This is a genomic window from Curtobacterium sp. AG1037 (genome assembly GCF_003349855.1).
Taxonomy (GTDB): domain Bacteria; phylum Actinomycetota; class Actinomycetes; order Actinomycetales; family Microbacteriaceae; genus Curtobacterium; species Curtobacterium citreum.
Map to the genome: position 1 here is coordinate 414,373 of NZ_QQAO01000002.1, position 23,376 is coordinate 437,748.

Here is a 23,376-nt window from a genome sequence, read left to right on the forward strand (position 1 = left end):
AGACACCGATGCAACGACGTTTCATCGCGGGGCTCGCGGCAGCAGCTGCCGTGACCCTCGTGCTGACCGGCTGTTCCTCCGGCAGCAGCGCCGGCGGCGGCCAGACCGAGGACTCCCTGACCTGGTCGATGTGGATCGCAGGGAAGGAGGACCAGGCCGCCTGGCAGAAGGTCGCCGACACCGTCAAGAGCGACGACGGCATCACCCTGACCATCCAGGGGGCGCCGTTCGAGAACTACTTCACCAAGCTCAGCACGCAGCTCAGCGGCGGCAGCGCCCAGTGCGTCGTGAGCATGCAGTCCCTGCGCGCGGCGAACTACACGTCGTCGCTCCTGCCGCTCGACGACCTGGCGAAGAAGGACGGGCTCGACCTGTCCGCGTTCGACAGCACCGCGCTCGACGGCATGAAGGTCGACGGCAAGCTCTACGGGCTGCCGTACGACACCGGGCCCATCATGATGTTCTACAACCGGGACCTGTTCAAGCAGGCCAGTGTCGACGAGCCGAAGCCCGGCTGGACCGTCGACCAGTTCGAGGCCGCCGGTGCCGCGCTCAAGGCGAAGGGCATCACCGAGTTCGGCTCCACCGTCAGCGACCTGAACCTCGAGTCGATGATCTACGGCTACAACGGCGGTCGGGTGATCACCGAGGGCGGGAAGATCGACGCCACGGACGCGAAGTTCGCCGAGGGCCTGGACTGGCTCGGCAGCCTGGTGCAGAAGGGCTACGCCACGCAGGCGTCGTCCGACTCGTCCCAGTCGAGCAACGACTTCGCCGCCGGCAAGGTCGCCATGTACACCGACGGTCCGTGGTCGCTCATCAGCCAGAAGGCCAAGGTGCAGTTCGACCTGGGCGTCACGACGCTGCCGAGCGGCACGTCCGGCCCGTCGACCTTCGCGGCCGGCTCGGGCTTCGGCATCTCGAAGCAGTGCAAGTACCCGGAGCAGGCGTTCAAGGCCGTCCAGACGATGACGAGCGAGAAGGTCCTGACCTCGCTCGCCGAGGAGGGCCGCGCCTTCCCGGGACGCACCGCCGCCCAGGCGTCGTGGTACTCCAGCGCCGGCATCGAGGGCGCCGAGGAGGCGCTCAAGGCCGCGCTGGCGAAGTCGTCGCCGCTGGTCGGCAACAGGCAGAGCGACCAGCTGTCGCAGCTCTTCACGCAGTACGCCCTGCAGGCGGTCAACGGGCAGGCCTCGGGGAAGGACACCATGTCCTCCATCTCGGGTCAGCTCGGCTCGCAGTGAGCGAGCCCACCACCTGACGGACTGGAGGCACGGGTCGACCCCGCCCCGTGCCTCCCGTCCGCCCCATCCCGCCACCAGGACCGCGTGAACGACGAGGAGGTCGTCGCATGACCACCATCCAGGACCCACCCGCCGCGGCCGTCCCCGCGGTCGCGACCGCGGTGGCCGGGCCGGCCGCGCCGCGCCGGACCACCGGCGACGCCGAGGGCGTCACGGGCCGCCGCTCGTGGTGGGGTGCCGTCTTCGCGGCACCCCACTCCATCGGGCTCGTCGTCTTCACGGCGTTCCCGATCCTGGCGTCGCTCGTCGTCAGCTTCATGAACTGGCCGATGCTCGGCGAGCGCACGTTCGCGGGCGTCGAGAACTACGTCCGCCTGTTCAGCGACCCGGTGTTCCGCACCGTCGCGCTCAACACGACGCTGTTCGTGGTGCTCTACGTGCCGCTCAACCTGGTCGTCTCCCTCGGACTCGCCGCCTGGCTGACGCCGCGGATCGCCGGCCGGCACGTCTTCCGCGTCCTGTTCTTCATCCCGACCATCACGCCGATCGTCGCGAACGTCGTCGTCTGGCGGATGCTGTACCAACCCGACGGCGCCATCGACGCGACGCTGCAGTCGACCATCGGCGTACATGCGCCGAACTTCCTGGCCGACCAGCACTGGGCGATGCTCGCGATCGTCGCGATGAGCGTCTGGCAGGGCTTCGGCTACAACATGCTGATCTTCTCGGCGGCGCTCGACGCGGTCCCGGAGAACCAGATCGAGGCGTCGCAGCTCGACGGTGCGAACGCGTGGCAGACCTTCTGGGCGATCAAGTTCCCGCTCATCTCGCCGTCGGTGTTCTTCGCGACGATGATGACGCTCATCACCTCGTTCCAGGTCTTCACGCAGCCCTTCGTCCTGACCAAGGGCGGACCGGGCACCGCGACCGAGACCCTGGTGCAGTACATCTACAACACGGGCTTCCAGAACCAGCAGCTCGGCCTCGCCTCCGCCGGTGCCTGGGTGCTCTTCGTCATCATCCTCGGGATCACGGCCGTCCAGTTCCTCGGACAGAAGCGGTGGGTGCACTATGAGTGAAGCGGTCCGCTCGCGCCTCGGCGCGACCACGTCGAACCGGACGGTCAACCCCCGTGCCGTCGCCCGCACGAAGTCGGCGCCGCGCCCCGGCCGGGTCCGCCACGCCATCGGGTACGTGCTGCTCTGCCTCGTCGCGCTGCTGTTCGTCTCGCCGCTCGTGTACATGGTCGCGACGAGCCTGAAGCCAGCCGACCAGGTGTTCACCACGCCGCCGACGCTCTGGGGACGCTCGCTCGAGTGGGACAACTACGTCCAGGCGTTCACGTACCTGCCGTTCGCGCGGTTCATCCTGAACGGGATCCTCGTCGCGGTGGCCGGCACCGCGATCAACGTGACGGTCGCGGTCCTGTCCGGCTACGCGTTCTCGCGGCTGCGGTGGCGCGGGCGGAACACGGTGTTCGTGCTGTTCCTGGCGACGCTGATGATCCCGCAGGACGTCCTGGTGATCCCGATGTACGTGATGATGCAGGGGTTCGGGTGGGTCGACACCTTCCAGGCGCTCATCATCCCGTGGGCGTTCACGGCCCTCGGCGCGTTCCTGGTGCGGCAGTTCTTCCTGACCGTGCCGCAGGAGCTCGACGACGCGGCGCGCGTGGACGGCGCGGGACCGATCCGCACGTTCTTCTCGGTGATGCTCCCGCTCGCGCGGCCGACCATGGCGGTGCTCGCCGTCTTCTCGTTCATCTCCTACTGGAACTCGTTCCTGTGGCCGCTCGTCGTCGTGAACGACGTCGAGGCGCACGGGACCATCCCGCTCGGGCTCCAGCAGTTCTTCGGCCAGCAGGGTTCCGAGTGGAACCTGGTGATGGCGGCGTCGGTGATCTCGATGCTGCCGACGGTCGTGCTGCTGGTCCTGCTGCAGAAGCACCTCGTCAAGGGCATCGTCACCTCCGGCCTCGGCGGCCGGTGACCACCTCCACCTCCACGAAAGGAACACCGGTCCCATGACCATCACCGCACCCGCCCAGCCGCAGCCCGACACCGACGCCTCCGGCCTGCCCGCGTGGTTCACCCACGACCGGTTCGGCATGTTCATCCACTGGGGCCTCTACGCGCTCCCGGCTCGCCACGAGTGGGTGAAGAACTTCGAGCGGATCACCGACGAGGACTACCAGAAGTACTTCGACCACTTCGACCCGGACCTGTTCGACCCCGCCGACTGGGCCCGCCGCTCCCGCGAGGCCGGGATGAAGTACGTCGTGCTCACCACGAAGCACCACGAGGGCTTCTGCCTGTGGGACACCGCCCTCACCGACTACAAGTCCACGAACACCCGCTTCGGACGGGACATCGTGCGCGAGTTCGTCGACGCCGTCCGCGCCGAGGGGCTCCGGGTCGGTTTCTACCACTCGCTCATCGACTGGCACCACCCGGACTTCACGATCGACGGCGTGCACCCCCGTCGGGACGACAGCCCGGAGGAGATCGCCCGGCTCAACGAGGGCCGGGACATGGCCCGCTACCGCGAGTACCTGCACGGGCAGGTCGAGGAGCTGCTGACCGGCTACGGCCGGATCGACTACCTCTTCTACGACTTCTCGTACCGGGACAACGACCACGAGGACCGCTGGGGCGGCAAGGGCCGCGACGACTGGGGCTCCGAAGAGCTGATGGCGCTGACGAAGCGGCTGCAGCCCGGGATCATCGTCAACGACCGGCTGGACATCCCCGGCGACCTCGTCACGCCCGAGCAGTACCAGCCGGACAAGCCGATGGAGGTCGACGGCGTCCCCGTGCCGTGGGAGGCGTGCCAGACGCTCAACGGCTCGTGGGGCTACGACCGCGACAACCTCAACGTCAAGAGCGTCGACCTGCTCGTCCGGATGCTCGTCGACGGGGTCTCGAACAACGGGAACATGCTGCTCAACGTCGGGCCGACCGGCCGCGGCGAGTTCGACGGGGTGGCGCGGAGGGCGCTCGAGGGCATCGGGGAGTGGATGCGCCGACACGACCGCTCGGTGTACGGCGCCGGACCGTCGTCGTACCGCGCGCCGGCCGGCACGGTCTACACGCAGCGGGGCGACCGGCTCTACCTGCACCTGCTCACCTGGCCGTTCGAGCACGTGCACCTGCCCGACCTCGCCGGCAAGGTGGCGTACGCGCAGCTCCTGAACGACGCGTCCGAGGTGCACTTCCGCGAGATCCCGCCGGGCACCCGCGCGCAGAACACCGGACTCGGCGGCCAGCCCGCGGGGACGCTGACCCTGACGCTGCCGATCGTCCGCCCCGACGTGGCGGTGCCGGTCGTCGAGCTGTTCCTCCGCGACTGATGCAGCGGATCCTCTCCCGCACCAGGCTGCGCGCCGGACACGAGGCCGAGTACGAGCGGGTGCACGCCAGCATCCCGCCCGAGCTCGCCCAACGCCTGCGCGCCGCCGGGGTCGCGAACTGGAGCATCTGGCGCGACGGCCAGGACCTGGTCCACCTCATCGAGGTCGAGGACTACCGTGCGATGCGACGGGCACTGGCCGACGACCCCGTGAACGCGGCGTGGCAGGCCGTGGTCAACCCGCTGCTCGAGGCGGACGACGACTACTCCGGCAACGACGACGGCGTCCCCCTGGTGTGGACGCTCGAAGGGCAGGCATGAGCGACGTGGACCTGGACCGCGGGCCGTTCTGGTTCGGCGGGGCCGGCATCGGGAACCTGTTGCGGGAGGTGTCCGACGACGACGCCCGTGCGACGGTCGACGCGGCGTGGGACGTCGGCGTCCGCGGCTTCGACACGGCCCCGCACTACGGCCTCGGTCTGAGCGAGCGGCGGCTCGGGGCGGCGCTCGCCGGACGGCCGCGGGACGAGTACGCGATCTCGACGAAGGTCGGGCGGCGGCTCGTGCCCGGGCCGGGCGACGGGGTCGACGACGACGGCTTCGCGGTGCCGAACGACCTCGTCCGGCAGTGGGACCCGACCGCCGACGGGGTCCGTCGGTCGCTCGACGAGTCCCTCGACCGGCTCGGCCTCGACCGGGTCGACATCGCGTACCTGCACGACCCCGACGTGTACGACCTGGCGGCCGGGCTGACCCAGGCGCTGCCGGCGCTCGCCGCGCTGCGGGACGAGGGCGTGGTCCGCGCGGTCGGCGTCGGGTCGAACTCGGTGGCTGCGCTGACGGCCGCCGTCGAGACCGGGCTGTGCGACGTCGTCATGCTGGCCGGGCGGTACACGCTGCTCGAACAGCCCGCCGCCGCGCTGGTCGACCGGTGCGCCGAGACCGGCGTGGACGTCGTCGCGGTCGGGGTCTACAACTCCGGGCTGCTCAGCCGTCCGCTGCCGGCGCCGGACACCACGTACGACTACGCCCCGGCCCCGCCCGAGCTGGTCGAGCGGGCGCGGGCGCTCGCCGCGGTGTGCGAACGGCACGGGGTCACGCTGCCCGAGGCCGCCGTCGCGTTCCCGCTCCGGGCACCCGCGGTGCGGGCGATCGCGGTCGGCGCGCAGTCCGCCGAGCAGGTGCGGTCGAACGCCGAGCGTGCCGCGGTGCACGTGCCCGCGGCGCTCTGGGACGAGCTGCGGTCGATCGGGCTCCTCGCCGACTGACGGCTCCGGCTGGGTTCCGGTCGACTGGTCAGCGCCGACTGGTCAGCGTCGACTGGTCAGCGTCGACTGGTCAGCGTCGACCGGTCAGCGTCGACTGTTCCTGGCCGACCGGTCAGGGGCGGCTCCGTCGGAAGAACGACCATCGCCTGCGCCGGACCGGTCGAGCGGGAGGAGGACCGTCGGCCAGGGCCCGGAGCTCACGGACGAGCGCCGGGTCGTCCTGCGGGACCCCGACACCCGGGTGCCGGGGGAACGGCGAGCCCTCGACGGCGAGGATCGCCAGCGCCGAGCGGGCGTGCTCGGCGGCATCCTCCGGCCGTCCACGGCGGTGGGCCACCCGGGCCAGAGCGGTCAGCCAGCGCACGACGCGGTTCCGGAAGAACGCGGTCCGCAGGATCTCGGGTTCCACCGCCACGAGCAGCGCATCGGCCTCGGCGAGCGATGCTGCGTCGCCCTTGCCGAGCAGGACCTCGGCCAGGAGCAGCTCCGTCCCTCCCGAGGTGAACGAACTGCTGCCGCACGCGGCGATCCCACGGAGGGCCGTGCGGTACTCGTCCACGGCGTCGTCGAGCCGACCGGACACGACGTACGAGTTGCCGAGCTCCTCGTGGATCCCGTTGACGACGGTCGCGGACGCGCCGATGCGGTCCCGCTCCGCCAGGTAGCGACGGAGCAGCGACCGACCGGCGCGCCGTGTGGCCTCGTCGGCGGTCGCCTGCACGGCGAGCGTCCCGCCCTGGATCCGGAGGTACTCGCCCCGCGACGACCGCGACCTCGCGAGACGCGCCTCGAACGCCTCTGCGATCGCGGTGTTCCACTCGGTGGACCGGTACCAGTCGTGGTCGACGGGAGGACGGACCCGCTTCGGCGGCGCCTTCGGGGCCGCAGGCGGCAGGGCATCGAGGTGTTCGAGCGCTCGTCGTGCCGGGCGCCTCGCCCAGGCCGGGCCGTGCTCGAGTGCGCCGAGCAGGGCCGGGACGGCCGCGGGGGTCCGCAGCCGAGCGAGGGCGGTGATGGCTTCGCCGCGCACGTCCGGGTCGTCGACCAGTCCGAGGAGCACCGCCACGGCCTCGGGACGCCGTGACCTGCCGAGCGCGGCGACCGCTCGCCCACGGGACGGGCCGTACGACGGGTCATGCACGAGCGCGACGACGTCGTCGAACCACCGGTCGTCCCAGGTCCGTTCGACGGCGCCACCGAGGGCGAACCGGACGTCGGCGTCCTGTTCCACGCGGAACGCGTCGAGGAGGGCCTGGTTCACGGTCGGACGTGCCCATCGCTTGCCGAGGGCACCGGCGACGGACCGGCGGACGGCCGGCGAGTCGGCGCGCCGCAGCCAGTCCAGCAGCACCGGGAGTGCCGCCCGGTACCGCTCGCCGGAGCTCGTCATCGCGGCGAGGCTCCGCACCACGACCCCGGCGGCACGGAGGTCGTCGAGGATCGCCGCGGTCTCCCGCTCCGCGGCGGAGGGCCCGGTCACTCGAGGGAACGGCGGAGCCAGCGCTCGACGCCCTCGACGTGTGCGACCACGAGCGACTGCACGAGCTGCGGGTCGCGGCGACGGATGGCCTCGACGATGGCCGCGTGCTCGTCGAGCGTGCGCTGGACGGAGCCGTTCTGCGTCAGGCCCCGCCAGACCCGAACGCGGACGGTCTTGCTCGACAGGGCGTCGAGCAGGCCGGACAGGTACCGGTTGCCGCCGATGCCGGCGATCGTGGAGTGGAAGTGGAGGTCGTGGGCGACGAGGTCCTCGACGCCGGTGTCCTCACCGACGCTCTGCATGAGCACCGCGAGGTCGTCGATCTGCTGTTCGGTCGCGCGGGCGGTCGCGAGCACGGCGGCCGCGGGCTCGAGGATGCGCCGGACCTCGAGCAGGTCGACGAGCGACCGGTCGTGGTGCATGTCGACGACGAACGACACCGCCTCGAGCAGCACGTTCGGCTCGAGGGACGTGACGTACGTGCCGTCGCCGCGACGGACGTCGAGCACGCGGATGAGCTCGAGTGCCTTCACCGCCTCGCGCAGGCTGTTGCGGGACAGACCGAGCGATTCGCTCAGTTCCTTCTCCGGAGGGAGGCGCTGCCCCGGTCGGAGCTCACCGCTCACGATCATCTGCTGGATGCGTGCGATCGCATCGTCCGTCAACGACGCCACGTCACCACCTCCTGCTGCAGCCCGGCAGCGCCGGGTCGACGGGCCGGGCCGCGTACGCGTCCGGACACGCCGAATCTAGCCGACCCGTGCCTCCCGGCCGGCCCCGCCCGCCACGCGCCGTCCGTCACGCGGGTCGGAGACGGAGGGCCTGCATGCCCCCGTCGACCGCGAGGTCGACCCCGGTCGTCGACCGCGCGCTGGGGCTGCTCAGGTAGGCGACCGCCTCGGCGACCTCCTCCGGCGCGACGAGGCGACCGTGCGGCTGCCGTGCCTCGAGCGCGGCACGCTCCGCCTCGGGGTTCGCCGCCGTCGACAGCAGCCGGGCGACCCACGGGGTGTCCGCGGTGCCCGGGTTGACCGCGTTCACGCGGATGCCCTCGCGGAGGTGGTCGGCGGCCATCGCACGCGTCAGCGCGGCGATCGCGCCCTTCGTGGCCGAGTAGAGCGCGCGCTGCGGCAGCCCGGCGGTCGCGGCGATGGAGCAGGTGTTGACGATCGACGCGGCCGTCGACGCCCGTAGGTGCGGGAGGCACGCGCGCGAGAGCCGCACCGCGCCGAGCACGTTGACCTCGTACACGCGCCGCCACTCGTCGTCCGGGTTGTCCTCGACCGTGCCCTGCGCGCCGATGCCCGCGTTGTTGACGAGCACGTCCAGTCCGCCGAGCTGGTCGACGGCCGCCGCCACGGCGGCCCGGACGGAGTCGTCCGACGACACGTCGCACGTGACGGACGGCGCCGACGGGGACGGCTGCAGGTCGAGCACGACGACGGTCGCGCCGCGCTCCTGCAGTGCTGCGACGATCGCGGCGCCGATGCCGGAGGCGCCTCCGGTGACGACGGCGCGGAGTCCCTCGTGCGTCCCGGGCATCACGCAGCCCCCATCGTCTGGCGCTGCGTGCCGAGGCCGTCGATCGAGCACTCGACCACGTCCCCCGGACGGAGGTACGGTGCGCCACCGCCGAGGGCGACACCCGCCGGGGTGCCCGTGTTGATGACGTCGCCGGGCTGCAGGACCATGAACTGCGACAGGTACCGGACGACCTCGACCGGGTCGAAGACCATGTCCGCGGTGGTCCCGTCCTGCCGGACCTCGCCGTTCACGGTCAGGCGCATCCGCAGGTCGGCTGGGTCGACGGCGTCCGCCGTGACGAGCCAGGGTCCGAGGGGGTTGAAGGTCTCGCAGGACTTCCCCTTGTCCCACTGCCCGCCGCGCTCCAGTTGGAACGCTCGCTCGGAGACGTCGTTCGCGACGGCGTACCCGGCGATGCACGCAGCGGCGTCGGCGGCGGAGGCGCAGTAGCGCGCGGTCCGCCCGACGACGACCGCGAGCTCGACCTCCCAGTCGGTCTTCTCGCTGCCACAGGGGACGAGCACGGTGTCGTCCGGCCCGACCACGGTGGACGGGTCCTTCATGAAGACGATGGGTTCGGTGGGGATGTCGGCGCCCGTCTCCGCGGCGTGGTCCCGGTAGTTCAGGCCGATGCAGACGACCTTGCCCGGGCGGGCGACCGGGGCGCCGCGGCGCATGGTGTCCGCGCCGGTGAGCTCGGGCAGGTCGCCGGCGTCGCGGGCGTGCCGGACGAGCTGCGCGGGGCCGGGGTCGCTCGCGAGGAACGTCCCCGTGATGTCGGAGGTCAGGCTCCGCAGGTCGAGGACCCGGCCGTCCTCGTCGATGGCCACCGGGATCTCCTCGCCGATCGGGCCGAGTCGTGCGAACTGCATCGTTCCCCGTTCCTCTGGGTGTGCGCGACCGGACGTCGCGCAGACATCCTATGTCTGGCTCGGGTGCTCGACAAGGTACGTCCTGGTGGCGGTGCCGGCGAACACGGTGTCACGCTCGGTGGGGGAGAGGTCGGCGAGGGCGGCCTGCGTGGTGGCGAGCACCGTGGCGTGGTCGGCGACCAGGGTGGAGACGGGCCAGTCCGAGCCCCACATCGTGCGGTCCGGGCCGAAGTGCTCGACGGTCTCGCGGATGTACCGGTGGACGGGGCGCTCCCGCCAGTCCGGGCCGGCCTCGGTGAGGAGTCCGGAGGCCTTGACGACGACGTTCGGGCGGGCGGCGAGGTCGCGCATGCGGGAGCGCCAGGCGTCGGCGGGGCCGGGGTCGCCGGGGCCGCGGTCGGGGTGGGCGGCGGCGGCACGCAGCTCGGCGGCGCACGGTTCGCCGGCGCGCGGTCGGGTGGTGCGCGGTTCGTCGGCGATGGCCGGTTTGCCGGCGTGGTCGAGGACGAAGCGCCCCTCGGGGACGGCGTCGACGAGGGCGAGGGCAGCCGCTTGCTCCCGGGCGCGGACGAGCAGGTCGAACGCGAGTCCGGCGGCGGCGACGGCACGGACACCGCGGACCACCTCGGGGCGGGCGAGCCAGCCGGGGTCGGGTTCGTCGTGGGCCTGGTGCCGGATGCCGACCAGGCGGGGGCCGGAGTCTGCGCCGCGGGCGCCGGGGCCGGCGCCGCCGGGGCCGGGGCCGGCGGGGCCGGCGCCGCCGGGGCGGGCGCCGTCGACCAGGGCGGCCAGTCGGTCGGCGACGTCCGGTGCCGTGAGGTCGACCCAGCCGACGACCCCGACGACCGGGCTGGGCTGGGTCAGGAGCCACTCGGTCTCGCCGGGGTCGTGCGCCGCCTGCACGACGATCGTCCGGTCGATGCCAGCGGCTCGCGTGAGGGCGCGGAGGTCGTCCGTGTCGAAGCGGCGGCGGAGCGGGGCGACCGAGTCGTCCATCCAGGGGTACGGCCGGTCGGACGGGTCCCAGAGGTGGTGGTGAGCGTCGATGATCACGAGCTCATCCTGCCGGATTCATCCGATGTCCGCGCGGGGGTGCGCGCTCCCGACCCGCGGGCTGGTGGCGTGGCCGGGTCTCGCGCTGGACGACGAGTCTCGCGAATGCGCGACCGGGACTCGTCGCTCAGCGCGAGACTCGAGCCGCGCAGACCCCGCGGCCGGCGTCAGACCACGCCGGACGCCTCGAGCTCGCCCTGCAGTTCGGCGTCCGACGGCTCCACGAAGTGCTTGCCGTTCGGGAGCACCACGACGGGGATGTTCTTCCGTCCGCTGATCGCCTCGGCGCGGTCGGCCGCCGACAGGTCCGCCTCGACGTCCACGTACTCGTAGTCCACGCCGAGCCGGTCGAGCAGCGCCTTCGACCGCCGGCAGTCGCGGCACCAGTCCGCGCCGAACATCGTCACCTTGTCGAACGTCTCGTCAGTCATGTCCACACAGTACGTCCGTACAGGTCCGGACATTCCCGCGGCATCGGCGGCGCGGCGGGAGCACGATGGCCGCATGACCCTGACGACGGACGTCGCCGTCCACCCGCACCACCGCCACGGCTGGTGGTGGAAGACCCTGCTCGCCGGCTTCCTGCTCTGGGCCGTGACCATCGTCGTGACGGTGGTGACGCTCAACACGAACCTCGTGCCGACGATCATCCTGCTCGGCAGCTTCCTCGTGCCGTTCACGGTCGTCCTGTTCGTGATCGAGCGGGTGACCGGGACCGTCAGCACGATGCAGCTCGTCACCGCGTTCTTCGTCGGCGGGATCCTCGGCGTGCTCGGCGCCTCGCTCCTCGAGGCCGACCTGCGCCAGGGCGCCTTCATCTACGTCGTCGTGGGCTTCGTCGAGGAGTTCGTCAAGGGTGTCCTGCTCCTGTTCGTCGGTTGGCGCGTCCGCCCGAAGACCGCCGGTCAGGGCGCTCTGCTCGGCGCGACGATCGGCGCTGGCTTCGCGGCGTTCGAGTCCGCCGGCTACGCCTTCAACGCGGCGATCACCGAGCGCGGCATCGACCTGGTGTCCCTGCTGCAGACCGAGGTCGTGCGGGCCGTGCTGTCACCGGTCGGGCACGTGCTCTGGACGGCGATCCTCGGGGCGGTGCTGTTCGGCGCCGCGCGGGGCGGGGCGAAGCTCCGCTGGTCGTGGTGGATCCCGACCGCGTACGTCGTCGTCTCGGTGCTGCACGGGCTGTGGGACAGCAACAGCACCCTGTCGACGCTCCTGGCGTTCGTGTTCACCGGAACGCCCCTGTCGGCGGCGCAGACCGGGACGTTGCCGCCCGGGCTCGCCTCGCTCGCGACGACGCTGTACGTCGTCGGGCTGCTCGTCGTGACCCTGATCGGCGTGGTCGTCCTCGTCGCGGTGCTCGTGCACCACCGCCGCCGAGACCGTGCACACGCGGCGATGCGGGCCGCCGGGCCCGCCGCGATGCCGGCGGCCGAACCGGCGTGGTGGAACGGCGGACCGGACGGCCGTCCGCGGTCCGCGGCCGACTGGGACAGCACACCGTCCCCACGCCACGAGCGCTGAGGCGCTCCGCGCACCCAGCGCTCGAGCCGTCGCTCAGCCCGTTCCATCCGTGCCACCCGTGGCGCGCAGCCAGAACGGATCGTCCTGCCAGTCAGTCGGGAACCCCATCCCGCGGATCGGCACCGTGGGGTGCGTCCGCAGGGTCGTGTCGAGGCGAGCTGCCCAGGTGGACGACGGCGCGATGGTGCTGAGGACCGACTGCAGGGACACCAGCACCGGGTAGAGGCGCCGGGCGCGGTCCGGCACGGTGCTGAAGACCTCGGGTCGGACCCACGGCACCGCTCCGCGCCGGGGGAGTGCCGGGTAGACCCCGAGCCCGAGGTTCCAGAGCCGCCCGTGGTGCGCGCAGACGTTCCGGACTCGGACGTAGCTCCGCAACCACGACCGGAGGAGCGGCGCGGGGAGACCGAGCTGTGCACCGACCCTCCGGGTGTCGCTGGTCCTCGCGAGGTTCGCCACGAGTCTCTCGACCTGGCCGATCGTGAGGGTCTCGACCACGACCCAGGACGGAGGCAGTTCCGGCTCGCCGTAGGTGAGGAGGAAGTGTTCCAGCGCGGAGCGGTGCACGAGGTCACCATCCGACTCCTCAGCCGAGCGCTCCAGGCGATCGGTGGCGGTCCTCCTGACCATCGCGACGAACCGGGCGTGCACCGCCGGATCGCTGAAGTGGCGGCCGTCCAGGTACCAGAACGGGTCCTGGTAGGTGGTCGCCATGTGGTCCGTCAGTGCAGCGCGGACAGCGACCTCGATGCGCTCCACCGCATCCATGACGAGCAGCCGGAGCGTCCGGTCGAACTCGTAGAGGTCGAGGACGTCATCGAAGGTCGTCCCCGGTCGCACGGCGTCCGTGAGAGGTGCGGCTCGGAACGGTATGAGGTAGGGCGACAGGCGGTAGTAGCCGATGTGCCGGAGCGACCGGAGTGCCGACCCCTCGTCCGGGACCCCGACCCCGCGGCGGACGAGGCGGGCGAGCAACTGCTCGTCGGTCAGCGCGGGCTTCGCGTACCGCGCTGCGCCACGCTGCCGCGGCCGGTCGGGAGGGATCGCCATCCATCGATCCTGGCGTGACGGCCATCCGCGGGCCAAGAAGAGAAAATCCCCCGAGTTGCGCATCGTTGAGAGGCGTGGGGGATGTGGTGCCGTCAACGCTACACGACGAGTGCGGCCAGGGCGAGCGACTCCCCACCCCCGCCCCCGCCACCCCCGCCCCCTACGATGTCCCCATGCCGCAGCGACCCGACCCCGCCCGGGCCGCGTGGGCCTCGGCAGCCGTCCGCCGCTTCGCCGCCGCGACGAACCTGCTCGTCGCCGCCCGCACCTACCGCATCGTCGGTGGCGACCCCCGCGACACCGCCGCGCTCGACGCCCTGCTGACCGGACTCGGCGCCCGTCCGGCCGAGTCACATGAGCCCGTCGACCAGCTGTGGTGCCTCGGGGACCCCGCCGAGTCGACCGCGGCCGTCGAACGCGAGGCCGACCGCCCCCGCGGCGCGACCCTCGTCGTGGTGGACGCCGGCCGGTACGTCCCCGCCGTCGACGAGGACGCCTTCGGCCCGGTCGCCCCGGCACGCCCCGGGGTCCTCGCCGTCCCGGCGCTGTCCGACGACGTGTTCCTCGTCTCGACGGGCCGCGACCCCGAGGACGACCCCGCCGCGGCCGCCCGCATCCGCTGGGCCCGGCGCTCGATGCCGGTGTCGCGCGCGGTCGCCGCCGAGCTCCGGGACGGCGGGCTGCTGCGCGGCACACGGGTCGGGGTGTCGATGGTGCTCGAACCGAAGACCGCGGTCCTCGTGCTGCTCCTGCGGGACGCCGGCGCCGAGGTGGTCGTCTACGCGCACGCCGACGAGACCGACGACGCGGTCGCACAGGCGCTCCGGGACGCGGGTGTGCCGGTGCACGCCTCGAGCACGGCGACGACCGCCGAGCAGAAGACCCTCGCGCTCGCGATGCTCGACACGCGTCCGCACGTCCTGCTCGACGACGGCTCGCACCTCGTCCGGCTCGCCCACCAGGAGCGGCCGGACCTGCTGCCGACGATGCTCGGCGCGGCGGAGGAGACGACGAGCGGCCTCCGACCGCTCCGCACGATGGCGGCGCGCGGCACGCTCGGCATCCCCGTGGTCGCTGTGAACGACGCCCGCAGCAAGACCTTCTTCGACAACCGGTACGGCACCGGGCAGTCGACGGTCGCCGCGACGCTCGACCTGGTCGACGGGCTCGCGTCGTCCGCGCACCGCGTCCGGCCGGGAGGCTCGGCGGTCGTCGCCGGGTCCGGTCCCGTCGGCGAGGGGGTCGCCCAGGTGCTCCGTGCCTTCAGCTTCCGGGTGACGGTCGCCGAGGTCGACCCGGTCCGGGCCCTGCAGGCCCGGTTCGCCGGCTCCGCGGTGGCGCCGCTCGTCGACGCGGTGCGGGACGCCGACCTGGTGATGAGCGCGACCGGGGTACCGGACACGATCGACCACGCGGTGCTCCGGGCCGCAGCAGCCGGCGCGGTCGTGTCGGTCGCCGGCGGGGTCGACAACGAGGTCGCCGTCGAGGACGCCCTGGCCGCCGGGGCGACCCGTGTCCCCGAGGCGCCGGGCGTGGAGCGCCTGACCTGGCCGGACGGCCACCACGTGCTGCTCCTGGCCGGGGGTGCCGGGGTCAACACGAGCGCGGCCGAGGGCAACCCGGTCGAGATCATGGACCTGTCCTTCGCGGTGCAGCTCGGGGCCGTGCGGATGCTCCTCGAGCACGGTGACGAGCTCGACCGCGCCGTCGTGCCGGTCGACCCCGCGGTGGACGACGCGACCGCCCGCGCGGCGCTCGCCGCCTGGGGGAGCCGCTGCGATCCTCCCGTCCGTCCCGCCGGCCACCTGCCGGACCGCGAGCCGGACGTCCGCACCCACCGCTTCGGCGACCCGTCGACGGACCACCGGCCGTGAGCGCCGCGCACCCGACCGTCGTCCACTCCGCCCGCGTGGTGGTCCCGATGACCGCGCCGCCCATCGCCGACGGCGCGGTGGCGGTCCGCGACGGACGGATCCTGCACGTCGGCGACCGCTCGTGGGTCGTCGACCAGCTCGACGGCCAGCCGTTCACCGAGCGGCGGTGGCGGGGCGCCCTGCTGCCCGGGCTCGTGAACGCGCACTCGCACCTGCAGTACACCGGCATGGCGGGTGTCGGGCAGCGGCAGTACCAGGGGTTCGAGGACTGGGCCGCCGCGTTCAACGTCGACTACGCCCGGCCGCACGACTGGCGGGCCGAGGCGTCCGCCGGCGCCGAGGCCTCGCTGCTGGCCGGTGTGACGAGCATCGCGGACATCGTCACGGACATCGAGGCGGCGACCGTCCTCGGCTCCTACGGCCTCGGCGGGATCACCTACTGGGAGGTCATGGACCAGGAGAACCAGGCGTGGCAGGAGCACGGCCGCGCCCAGGTCCTCGGCGAGCTCGCGCGGATCCCGACCACGCCCGGCGCCGGACTCTCCCCGCACGCGCCGTACTCGCTCGACGTCGCGCCCCTGCTCGAGCTCCCCGACATCGTGCGGCAGCGCGGACTCCGCCTGCACCTGCACCTCGGCGAGGCCGCGTTCGAGGGCGAGCGGACCGCGCTCGGCCCGGTCCCCGGGCTCGAGGGCGTCGACGGTGTCGGACCGGCCGGGGGCGGACACAGCGCCGACTGGCACCTGGCGAACGTCCCGTCCTTCCGGGCGATGCGCGCGCTCGGGTTCGGCGCGAGTGCCACCGCGTTCGTCGACCGGCTCGGGGTCCTCGGGCCGGACTGCCACATCGCGCACGGCGTGTACGTGACCGCCGCCGACCGGGCACTGCTCCGGGCACGCGGCACCGCGGTCGCGCTCTGCCCGCGCTCGAACGCCGTCATCGGACTCGACCCGCCCCCGGTCGCCGACTACCTGCGCGAGGGCAGTCCGATCGCGATCGGCACCGACTCGCTCTCGTCGTCGCCCTCGCTCGACCCGATGGCCGACGTCACGGCCCTGCACCGCATCGCCCGCGCCCAGGGCTACGGCCACCGCGACCTGCACGAGCGGCTCCTGGCCGCCGCGACCCTCGGCGGCGCGCACGCGATGGGCCTCGCCGTCGGGCCGGACCGCGCCGGGCACCTGGCCGTCGGGGCGCGGGCCGACCTGGCCGTGTTCGACGTCGACGCGCGCACCGTGCCGGACGCGCTCGCGGAGCTCGTCGAGGACGGTGCCGGTCGCGCCGTCGCCACCGTCGTCCGCGGGGCGGTCCGTGCGAGTGACGGCGTCCTGCACCCGTTCGACGCCGGCACCCCCGTGCCCGACCCCGTTCCCGCCCACGTTCCCGCCCCCGAGGAGTCCCGATGACCGACACCGCACCCCGTCCCGGCATGGTCCCCCGTCGCACCGTCGACGGCCGCGTGCTCGAGTGGCTCGACGTGCCCCAGCGTGCCGCGGCGCTCGGCATGGACCCGCACCCCGAGGGCGGCTGGTACGTCCGGACGTGGACCTCGCCCTCCGAGGTCGCCACCCCCGCCGGGCAGCGTCCCGCGGCGACGCTCATCCACTTCCTGCTGCCCCCGGGTGAGGCGTCCGCCTGGCACCGGGTGACGAGCGACGAGATCTGGATGTGGCACGGTCCCGACACCGTCGTGCTCGAGCTCGGCGGCAGCGGGGACCAGCCCGAGCCCGGCGACCGCATCACGCTCGGCCCGGACGCCGGCCGGCACCGGCTGCACGACGCGCAGGCGTTCGTCCGCGGCGGGGTCTGGCAGCGGACCCTGCCGAGTGGCGGCGAGGTGCTGCTGAGCTGCATGGTCTCGCCCGGCTTCTCGTTCGACGACTTCACGATGGCGGACCCCGCGTGAGCGGACCCGCGCCCGCCTGCCCGGCCCGTCCCGACCGCCCCGCGTGTCACGGGCAGTCGCCGGCGTCGCGCTGGTATCCCACCCGCCGGTACACTGCGTCCTGCCCCCGACCCTCCTGACGAAGGCCCGCCCGTGACCCGCACCCGCCGTCTCTCCCTCGCAGTCGCCACCGCCGCGGTCGCCGCCCTCGCGCTCGCCGCCTGCTCCGCCGGGGGCAGCAGCTCCGCCGACGGCAACGTCACCGCGGGCAAGCTCACGATCGCCACCGGCGACCCGGCGTACTCGCCCTGGGTCGAGGACAACGACCCGCAGTCCGGGAAGGGCTTCGAGGCCGCCGTGGCGTACGCCGTCGCGAAGGAGATGGGCTACGGCAAGAGCGACGTGGTCTGGAAGCGCAGCACCTTCGACAGCGCGATCGCCCCCGGACCGAAGGACTGGGACCTCAACGTCCAGCAGTTCTCGATCGACGCCAAGCGCAAGAAGGCCGTCGACATGTCCACGGCGTACTACACGACCACCCAGGCCGTCGTGACCACGACGAAGTCGAAGGCCGCGAAGGACACCACGATCGCCGCGCTCAAGGGCGACACGATCGGCGTCGCCGCCGGGTCGACGAGCATCCAGAGCGTCAAGGACGTCCTCGGAGTCACCCCGCAGGTGTTCAACTCGAACGACGACGCGGTCCTCGCCCTGAAGTCCGGGCAGATCGACGCCATCGTCACCGACCTGCCGACTGCGTTCTACATGTCGGGCGCCCAGCTCGACGACGGCACGGTCTCGGCGCAGTTCCCGCAGGACGGCACGGGCGACCAGTTCGGCTTCGTGCTGCCGAAGGGCTCCGCGCTGACGAGCAAGGTCGACGAGGCGCTGGCCGCCCTGAAGTCCGACGGCACGCTCGAGCGGCTGCAGACGACCTGGCTCTCCTCGGCGACGAACACCCCCGTCCTGAAGTAGCCCGGTGACCGTCCCCGCAGGCGCCGGCACCCCGGTCGCCACACCAGCGCCGAGCCCGGTGGAGGCCGAGCGCCGGCTGTACCGTCGGCAGCGCGGCCGCCGCTCGGTCGTGGTGTCGGTCGTCTCGACGCTCGTCGTCGTGGTGGTGCTCTGGCTCGGCGTGGTGAACACCCCCGGGTGGGCCGCCGTCCAGCAGTCGTTCTTCGACCCGCAGACCGCCGTCGACGTCTTCCCGCAGGTCCTGCTCGGCCTCTGGCTGAACATCCGGATCCTGTTCTTCGCGAGCATCGGCGTCGCGGTGCTCGGGACGCTGCTCGCGGTCGTCCGGGGCCTGCGGAACCCGGTGTTCTTCCCGCTGCGGATGCTCGCGACGGCCTACACCGACCTGTTCCGCGGCCTGCCGCTCATCATCGTGCTGTACCTGGTCGGCTTCGGCATCCCCGGGCTCGGCATCTTCCCGCGCCAGCCCCCGGAGGTCTGGGGCACCATCGCGATCGTGCTCACCTACTCGTCGTACGTCGCCGAGGTCCTGCGCGCCGGCATGGAGGCCGTGCACCCCTCGCAGCGGCTCGCGGCCCGGTCGCTCGGGCTGTCGCACGCCGGGACGCTCCGGCTCGTCGTGCTGCCGCAGGCGATTCGCAAGGTCACACCCGCGCTCATGAACGACTTCGTGTCGATGCAGAAGGACGTCGGGCTCGTGTCGATCCTGGGCGCCGTGGACGCGGTCCGCAGCGCGCAGATCGCCCAGGCCGAGGCCTACAACTTCACGCCGTACCTGGTCGCCGGACTCCTGTTCGTCGTGATCAGCCTGCCGCTGATCCGCGTCACCGACGCGGTCGCGCGGCGCCAGCAGCGCCGTGAGCAGATCGGAGGGACCGTGTGACCGAAGCATCCGCTGCGGGGGCGGGCCGCGCCTCCCGTCCGATCACCGGCCTGGAGGCACGTGGTGCGTCCGACGCGTCGGTCCCCGTCCTGGAACTGCGCGGCCTGCGCAAGGCCTTCGGTGGACACGAGGTCCTGCGCGGCATCGACCTGACCGTGCACCGGCACGAGGTGATCTGCGTCATCGGGGCGTCCGGCTCCGGGAAGTCGACGCTCCTCAAGACCGTGAACCTGCTCGAGGGCATCGACGACGGCGAGGTGCTGCTGCAGGGCACCGACATCGCCGACCCGCGCATCGACGTCGACGCCACCCGGGCGCGCATCGGCGTCGTCTTCCAGCAGTTCAACCTGTTCCCGCACATGCGCGTCCTCGACAACGTGACGCTCGCGTCCCGTCGGGTGCACGGCGTCCCGCGGGCCGAGGCCGAGGCGACGGCCCGGCGGCTGCTCGAGCGGATCGGACTGTCGGACTTCGCGGACGCGTACCCGGACCGGCTCTCCGGCGGGCAGCAGCAGCGCGTCGCGATCGTGCGTGCGGTGGCGACCTCGCCGGAGCTGCTCCTGCTCGACGAGGTGACGAGCGCGCTCGACCCGCAGCTCGTGGGCGAGGTGCTCGACCTGGTGCGCGAGCTCAAGGAGCAGGGTTCGACGATCCTGATGACCACGCACGAGATGCAGTTCGCCCGGAAGGTCGCCGACCGGATCGTGTTCCTGCACCGCGGCGAGGTCGTCGAGCAGGGCGCCCCGGCCGACGTGCTCGACCGCCCGCAGCACCCCGCCCTCGTCGAGTTCCTGGCGCGCGTCCACGCCTGACCCGGCGTCCCGCGCCTCCCGTTCCGCAGAACGCAATCGTGGCGGTTGCTCGCAGCGGTATGACGCTGCGAGCAACCGCCGACGTTGCGTTCTGCGGAGGGCTTGCTACGGGCGCAGCAGCACCTTCCCGACCACCTCTCCGTCGCGCACCCGGCGGTGCGCCTCGGCGGCGTCGGCGAGCGGCAGCACGCTGTCCACGACGGGTCGGACGCTGCCGTCGGCGACGAGCGGCCAGACGTGCTCCCGGACCGCGGCGACGATCGCGGCCTTCTCGTCGAGGGGCCGGGCGCGCAGGGTCGTGGCGCTGATCGTCGCGCGCTTCCGCATCATCGCGCCGAAGTCGAGCTCGCCCGTCCTGCCGCTGCCCGCCGCGATGACCGCGATGTGCCCGTTTGGCGCCAGGACGGCGAGGTGCTTCGCCAGGTAGTCCGCGCCGACGACGTCGAGCACGACGTCGACCCCGCGGCCGTCCGTGAACGCCAGGGCCCGCTCGACGAAGTCCTCGGTGCGGTGGTCGACGACCAGGTCCGCGCCGAGCTCCTGCGACGCCCGGACCTTCCGCTCGCCGCCGCTCGTCGCGATCACCCGGACGCCCATGGCCTTCGCCAGCAGCACCGCGTGCGAGCCCATCCCGCCGGTGCCGCCGTGCACCAGGAGTGTCTGCCCGGCACGCAGGCCCGCGATCATCCCGAGGTTCGACCAGACCGTGCACGCCGCCTCGGGCAGCGCCGCGGCCTCGACCAGGTCGACGCCGTCCGGGACCGGGAGCACCTGCGCCGCCGGGACCGCCACGAGCGAGGCGTACCCGCCGCCGGACAGCAGGGCGCAGACCCGGTCGCCGCGCGCGAACCCGGTCACCCCGTCGCCCAGGGCACGGACGGTGCCGGAGACCTCGAGGCCGAGCACGTCCGAGGCGCCGGGCGGCGGCGGGTAGTTCCCGGCGACCTGCTGCAGGTCCGCGTTGTTCACCCCGGCCGCGGCGACCTCGACCAGGACCTCGCCGGGACCGGCCACCGGGTCCGGGAGCTCGTCGAGTCGGGGTGCGCCGTCGTGTGCCGTGATCGCCTGCATGCCCTCGACGCTAGCCCCGGGACCCGCGACCACCTGTGCGTCCGCCATGTACCGTCGACGGCGACCCGCGCACGACCGAGGCGCGGGCACGGACTCCAGGGGGACCCACATGGCCAGGAAGACCACCGCACTCGCGACCGCCGCACTCGCCGTCGCACTGCTCGCCGGCTGCTCGGCCGGCGGATCGGGCGGCAACGGCAACGGCAACAGCAGCGGGAGCGGCAGCGGCAGCACGGGACAGAGCAGCGCACCGAAGGCGTCGTCGCAGGCGTCGTCCCAGTCGAAGGCCGAGGCCTGCTCCGCCTTCCAGTCGAAGGTCGAGGACGCCGCGAAGGGCCTGCAGTCCCAGGTCTCCGCGCTGCAGTCCGACCCGAACGCCGCCGTCGCGAAGCTCAAGGAGTTCGACCAGTCGCTCTCCGACGGCGTCGACGCCGTGCAGAACACGGACGTGAAGCCGAAGGCCGAGGCGTTCCGCTCCGCCTACGACGAGATGCTCACCCAGATCGAGTCGATCGCGAAGGACCCGAAGTCCGCCGACCTCTCCGCCTTCACCGCGACGACGCAGAAGGTCCAGGACGCGGGCACCGAGTTCCAGAAGGTCTGCACGGCCTGACCCCGGGCTGCACGACGACGCCCCGCCCGGCACCACTGCCGGACGGGGCGTCGCTGCGCCGGGGGAGCGGGAGCGCGGCAGACGCGCCGCGCAGGACCTCGCGCCGCGTGCGCCGCAGCGCCCGTGCCTCAGGCCGCAGGCCGTGCGGCGTCGAGCCGGGCGACGTCCTCGTCGCGGAGCTTCACGGTCGCCGCGACGACCGAGTCCAGGATCGACTGCGGCCGGGACGCCCCCGGGATCGGCACGACGACGTCGCTCTTCCGCAGCTCCCACGCGAGCGCGACGACCTGCGGGGACACCCCGCGCTCCCGGGCGATGACCGCGAAGTCCTCGTACGCGGTGCCCAGGTCCGCGGCCTTCGCGATGCCGCCGAGCGGGCTCCAGGGCAGGAACGCGATGCCGAGCTCGTCGCACAGCTCCAGCTCGGGCTCACTCGACCGGAACGCGGGCGAGAACTGGTTCTGCACCGACGCCAGTCGCCCGCCGAGGACCTCGTTCGCCGTGCGGATCTGGTCCGGGTCGGCGTTCGAGATGCCCGCCATCCGGATGACCCCCTCGTCGAGCAGTTCGGCGAGCGCGCCGACCGAGTCGGCGTACGGGACCGCGGGGTCCGGCCGGTGGAACTGGTACAGCCCGACGGCGTCGACGCCGAGTCGCTTCGCCGAGGCCTTCGCCGCCTCCTTGAGGTATTCCGGCCGCCCGTCCTGCGCCCACGGCCCCGCCTCGGGGCGCAGGTGCCCGCCCTTCGTGGCGATGAGCACGGCGTCCGTGTCGCCGTGGAACTCGCGCACCGCCTTGGCGATGAGCGTCTCGTTGTGCCCCACCTCGTCGTGGCCGGCCAGGTGGTAGGCATCCGCGGTGTCGATGAGCGTGACGCCCGCCTCAAGCGCCGCGTGGACGGTCGCGATGGACCGCCGTTCGTCGGGCCGGCCCTCGATGGACATGGGCATGCCGCCCAGTCCGATCGCGCTGACCGACACGTCTCCGATGACTCGTTGCTTCATGTCGCCAGCATGCGCCCGTCCGTCGGGTGGGTGCCCAGTGTGCGCACGGCCTGGAGGCACGGTGCCCGTCCCACGGGTCTGCTCGCGTCCGCCGCCCGGTCCGGTCTGGTCGGGTCCGGGGCACGGGGCCGCTCGGTAGCATCGGCGCATGGCGTTCCGGTGGTGGCGACGACGGCGTTCCGAGGCGACCCCCGACACGACCACTCCGGTACCGGCGCCGGCACCCGTCGCACTCGACCCCGTGGCGCTCGCCGAGACGATCGACGCACTCGTCCTGCCCGGCTTCACCCCGTTCGAGGACGTCGTCGAGACGGTCGTCGAGGTGCACGAGGACGAGGTCGACGACCCGGAGACCCTCCGGCCGGTGGTCGAGCGGGCCGTCCGCGACCGCTGGGCCGCGCGCCTGACCGAGCAGCACGCGTGGGAGCCGGGATCCGGACAGTACGAGCGGCTCCGGGACGCCTTCGCCACGCTCCGCGAGCAGGGCTTCGTGACCGGCATGGCGGTCGGCGTCGACCAGGCCGACGGCGTCGCCGAGTGCGCGGACGCCCGGACGCCGGACCCGACCGCGCCGGACGGGCACCGGGAGTGGGCCTACGTGTTCTTCCACCAGCAGGACGCCGAGCGGCTGGCCGAGCCGACTGCGCTGCTGTACCTGGCCTACGGCGCCTTCCGACCGTCGCCCGACCTCGAGCCGGACCACGTCGCGCTCGCGGAGCAGTCCGTCGACGGGCGGGCCGTCCTGGGCCGGCACAGCCGCGTGAGTGCGGCCTCGGCGGTCGTGGCGGCCCTCGTCGACCACGGGCTCGACGCCGACTGGGACGGGCAGACCACGCAGCGCATCACGGTGCGGATCGACCGCTGGCAGAAGCCCCTGCCGGCCTGAGCGTTCCTGGCGG

The 23,376-nt window shown here is 72.9% G+C and carries 24 protein-coding genes; 15 read left to right on the top strand and 9 right to left on the bottom strand.

From position 1 onward, the window contains the following. Positions 1–8 precede the first annotated feature (8 nt). The 6 genes from DEU32_RS04415 to DEU32_RS04440 all read left to right on the top strand — a co-directional run bounded on the left by DEU32_RS04415 (position 9) and on the right by DEU32_RS04440 (position 5,860). Positions 9–1,244 carry a sugar ABC transporter substrate-binding protein gene (locus DEU32_RS04415; RefSeq protein ID WP_258554778.1) on the top strand — a complete coding sequence of 412 codons (1,236 nt, stop codon included), beginning with the start codon at positions 9–11 and terminating at the stop codon, positions 1,242–1,244. 107 nt (positions 1,245–1,351) lie between these two features. Next, positions 1,352–2,323 (top strand): carbohydrate ABC transporter permease, encoded by a 972-nt coding sequence (locus DEU32_RS04420; RefSeq protein ID WP_114849488.1) that lies wholly within the window; start codon positions 1,352–1,354, stop codon positions 2,321–2,323. Continuing rightward, positions 2,316–3,233 carry a carbohydrate ABC transporter permease gene (locus DEU32_RS04425; RefSeq protein WP_083519734.1) on the top strand — a complete coding sequence of 306 codons (918 nt, stop codon included), beginning with the start codon at positions 2,316–2,318 and terminating at the stop codon, positions 3,231–3,233. Before DEU32_RS04420 ends, DEU32_RS04425 begins: the two co-directional genes overlap by 8 nt. Before the next feature lie 34 nt (positions 3,234–3,267). Beyond that, positions 3,268–4,593 carry an alpha-L-fucosidase gene (locus DEU32_RS04430; RefSeq protein ID WP_114849489.1) on the top strand — a complete coding sequence of 442 codons (1,326 nt, stop codon included), beginning with the start codon at positions 3,268–3,270 and terminating at the stop codon, positions 4,591–4,593. Continuing rightward, complete coding sequence (locus tag DEU32_RS04435) at positions 4,593–4,913, top strand: L-rhamnose mutarotase (RefSeq protein WP_114849490.1); 321 nt, start codon at positions 4,593–4,595, stop codon at positions 4,911–4,913. The genes DEU32_RS04430 and DEU32_RS04435 overlap by 1 nt, the downstream gene beginning before the upstream one ends. Then, positions 4,910–5,860 carry an aldo/keto reductase gene (locus DEU32_RS04440; RefSeq protein ID WP_114849491.1) on the top strand — a complete coding sequence of 317 codons (951 nt, stop codon included), beginning with the start codon at positions 4,910–4,912 and terminating at the stop codon, positions 5,858–5,860. Before DEU32_RS04435 ends, DEU32_RS04440 begins: the two co-directional genes overlap by 4 nt. Before the next feature lie 112 nt (positions 5,861–5,972). On the opposite strand, the gene DEU32_RS04445 is transcribed toward DEU32_RS04440, so the two are convergent. The 6 genes from DEU32_RS04445 to DEU32_RS04470 all read right to left on the bottom strand — a co-directional run bounded on the left by DEU32_RS04445 (position 5,973) and on the right by DEU32_RS04470 (position 11,220). Continuing rightward, a complete protein-coding gene (locus DEU32_RS04445) occupies positions 5,973–7,340 on the bottom strand; it encodes a HEAT repeat domain-containing protein (protein WP_114849492.1) in 1,368 nt (455 codons plus the stop codon). Then, a complete protein-coding gene (locus DEU32_RS04450) occupies positions 7,337–8,014 on the bottom strand; it encodes a FadR/GntR family transcriptional regulator (RefSeq protein ID WP_083519733.1) in 678 nt (225 codons plus the stop codon). The genes DEU32_RS04445 and DEU32_RS04450 overlap by 4 nt, the downstream gene beginning before the upstream one ends. Positions 8,015–8,138: 124 nt before the next feature. Then, positions 8,139–8,882 carry an SDR family NAD(P)-dependent oxidoreductase gene (locus tag DEU32_RS04455; protein ID WP_114849557.1) on the bottom strand — a complete coding sequence of 248 codons (744 nt, stop codon included), beginning with the start codon at positions 8,880–8,882 and terminating at the stop codon, positions 8,139–8,141. After that, entirely contained in the window at positions 8,882–9,736 is an 855-nt protein-coding gene (locus DEU32_RS04460; RefSeq protein ID WP_114849493.1) for a fumarylacetoacetate hydrolase family protein, read from the bottom strand. The genes DEU32_RS04455 and DEU32_RS04460 overlap by 1 nt, the downstream gene beginning before the upstream one ends. Before the next feature lie 48 nt (positions 9,737–9,784). Further along, positions 9,785–10,789, bottom strand: coding sequence for an amidohydrolase (locus DEU32_RS04465; protein WP_220152767.1), 1,005 nt, complete (start codon positions 10,787–10,789; stop codon positions 9,785–9,787). 167 nt (positions 10,790–10,956) lie between these two features. Beyond that, on the bottom strand, positions 10,957–11,220 hold the full coding sequence (locus DEU32_RS04470; protein ID WP_114849559.1) for a glutaredoxin domain-containing protein: 264 nt from the start codon (positions 11,218–11,220) through the stop codon (positions 10,957–10,959). Positions 11,221–11,293: 73 nt separating this feature from the next. Between DEU32_RS04470 and DEU32_RS04475 the strand changes: the two genes are divergently transcribed. Further along, entirely contained in the window at positions 11,294–12,310 is a 1,017-nt protein-coding gene (locus DEU32_RS04475; RefSeq protein ID WP_114849494.1) for a PrsW family intramembrane metalloprotease, read from the top strand. Between the two features lie 33 nt (positions 12,311–12,343). Here DEU32_RS04475 and DEU32_RS04480 read toward each other — a convergent pair whose 3' ends face one another. Beyond that, entirely contained in the window at positions 12,344–13,360 is a 1,017-nt protein-coding gene (locus DEU32_RS04480) for an Abi family protein (protein ID WP_114849495.1), read from the bottom strand. Positions 13,361–13,533: 173 nt separating this feature from the next. Between DEU32_RS04480 and DEU32_RS04485 the strand changes: the two genes are divergently transcribed. The 6 genes from DEU32_RS04485 (at position 13,534) to DEU32_RS04510 (ending at position 19,789) form a co-directional block, all read left to right on the top strand. Next, a complete protein-coding gene (locus DEU32_RS04485; RefSeq protein ID WP_114849496.1) occupies positions 13,534–15,234 on the top strand; it encodes an adenosylhomocysteinase in 1,701 nt (566 codons plus the stop codon). After that, a complete protein-coding gene (locus DEU32_RS04490; protein ID WP_258554779.1) occupies positions 15,231–16,640 on the top strand; it encodes an amidohydrolase family protein in 1,410 nt (469 codons plus the stop codon). The genes DEU32_RS04485 and DEU32_RS04490 overlap by 4 nt, the downstream gene beginning before the upstream one ends. Continuing rightward, positions 16,637–17,140, top strand: a complete 504-nt coding sequence (locus DEU32_RS04495) for a cupin domain-containing protein (RefSeq protein ID WP_254629976.1) — start codon at positions 16,637–16,639, stop codon at positions 17,138–17,140. Before DEU32_RS04490 ends, DEU32_RS04495 begins: the two co-directional genes overlap by 4 nt. Positions 17,141–17,272: 132 nt before the next feature. Continuing rightward, positions 17,273–18,094 carry an ABC transporter substrate-binding protein gene (locus tag DEU32_RS04500; protein ID WP_114849497.1) on the top strand — a complete coding sequence of 274 codons (822 nt, stop codon included), beginning with the start codon at positions 17,273–17,275 and terminating at the stop codon, positions 18,092–18,094. A gap of 4 nt (positions 18,095–18,098) precedes the next feature. After that, a complete protein-coding gene (locus tag DEU32_RS04505) occupies positions 18,099–18,977 on the top strand; it encodes an amino acid ABC transporter permease (RefSeq protein ID WP_114849498.1) in 879 nt (292 codons plus the stop codon). 41 nt (positions 18,978–19,018) lie between these two features. Further along, on the top strand, positions 19,019–19,789 hold the full coding sequence (locus DEU32_RS04510) for an amino acid ABC transporter ATP-binding protein (protein WP_114849561.1): 771 nt from the start codon (positions 19,019–19,021) through the stop codon (positions 19,787–19,789). 105 nt (positions 19,790–19,894) lie between these two features. Here the strand turns inward: DEU32_RS04510 and DEU32_RS04515 are convergent, their stop codons facing one another. Further along, on the bottom strand, positions 19,895–20,860 hold the full coding sequence (locus DEU32_RS04515) for an NAD(P)H-quinone oxidoreductase (RefSeq protein ID WP_114849562.1): 966 nt from the start codon (positions 20,858–20,860) through the stop codon (positions 19,895–19,897). Between the two features lie 109 nt (positions 20,861–20,969). Between DEU32_RS04515 and DEU32_RS04520 the strand changes: the two genes are divergently transcribed. Next, a complete protein-coding gene (locus DEU32_RS04520) occupies positions 20,970–21,473 on the top strand; it encodes a hypothetical protein (protein WP_114849499.1) in 504 nt (167 codons plus the stop codon). Positions 21,474–21,601: 128 nt separating this feature from the next. On the opposite strand, the gene DEU32_RS04525 is transcribed toward DEU32_RS04520, so the two are convergent. Then, positions 21,602–22,477, bottom strand: a complete 876-nt coding sequence (locus tag DEU32_RS04525; protein WP_114849500.1) for an aldo/keto reductase — start codon at positions 22,475–22,477, stop codon at positions 21,602–21,604. Positions 22,478–22,625: 148 nt separating this feature from the next. On the opposite strand from DEU32_RS04525, the gene DEU32_RS04530 reads away from it, so the two are divergent. Continuing rightward, the gene (locus DEU32_RS04530; protein WP_114849501.1) at positions 22,626–23,363 is read left to right on the top strand and encodes a DUF6891 domain-containing protein; all 738 of its coding nucleotides are present in this window, start codon (positions 22,626–22,628) and stop codon (positions 23,361–23,363) included. Positions 23,364–23,376 lie beyond the last annotated feature (13 nt).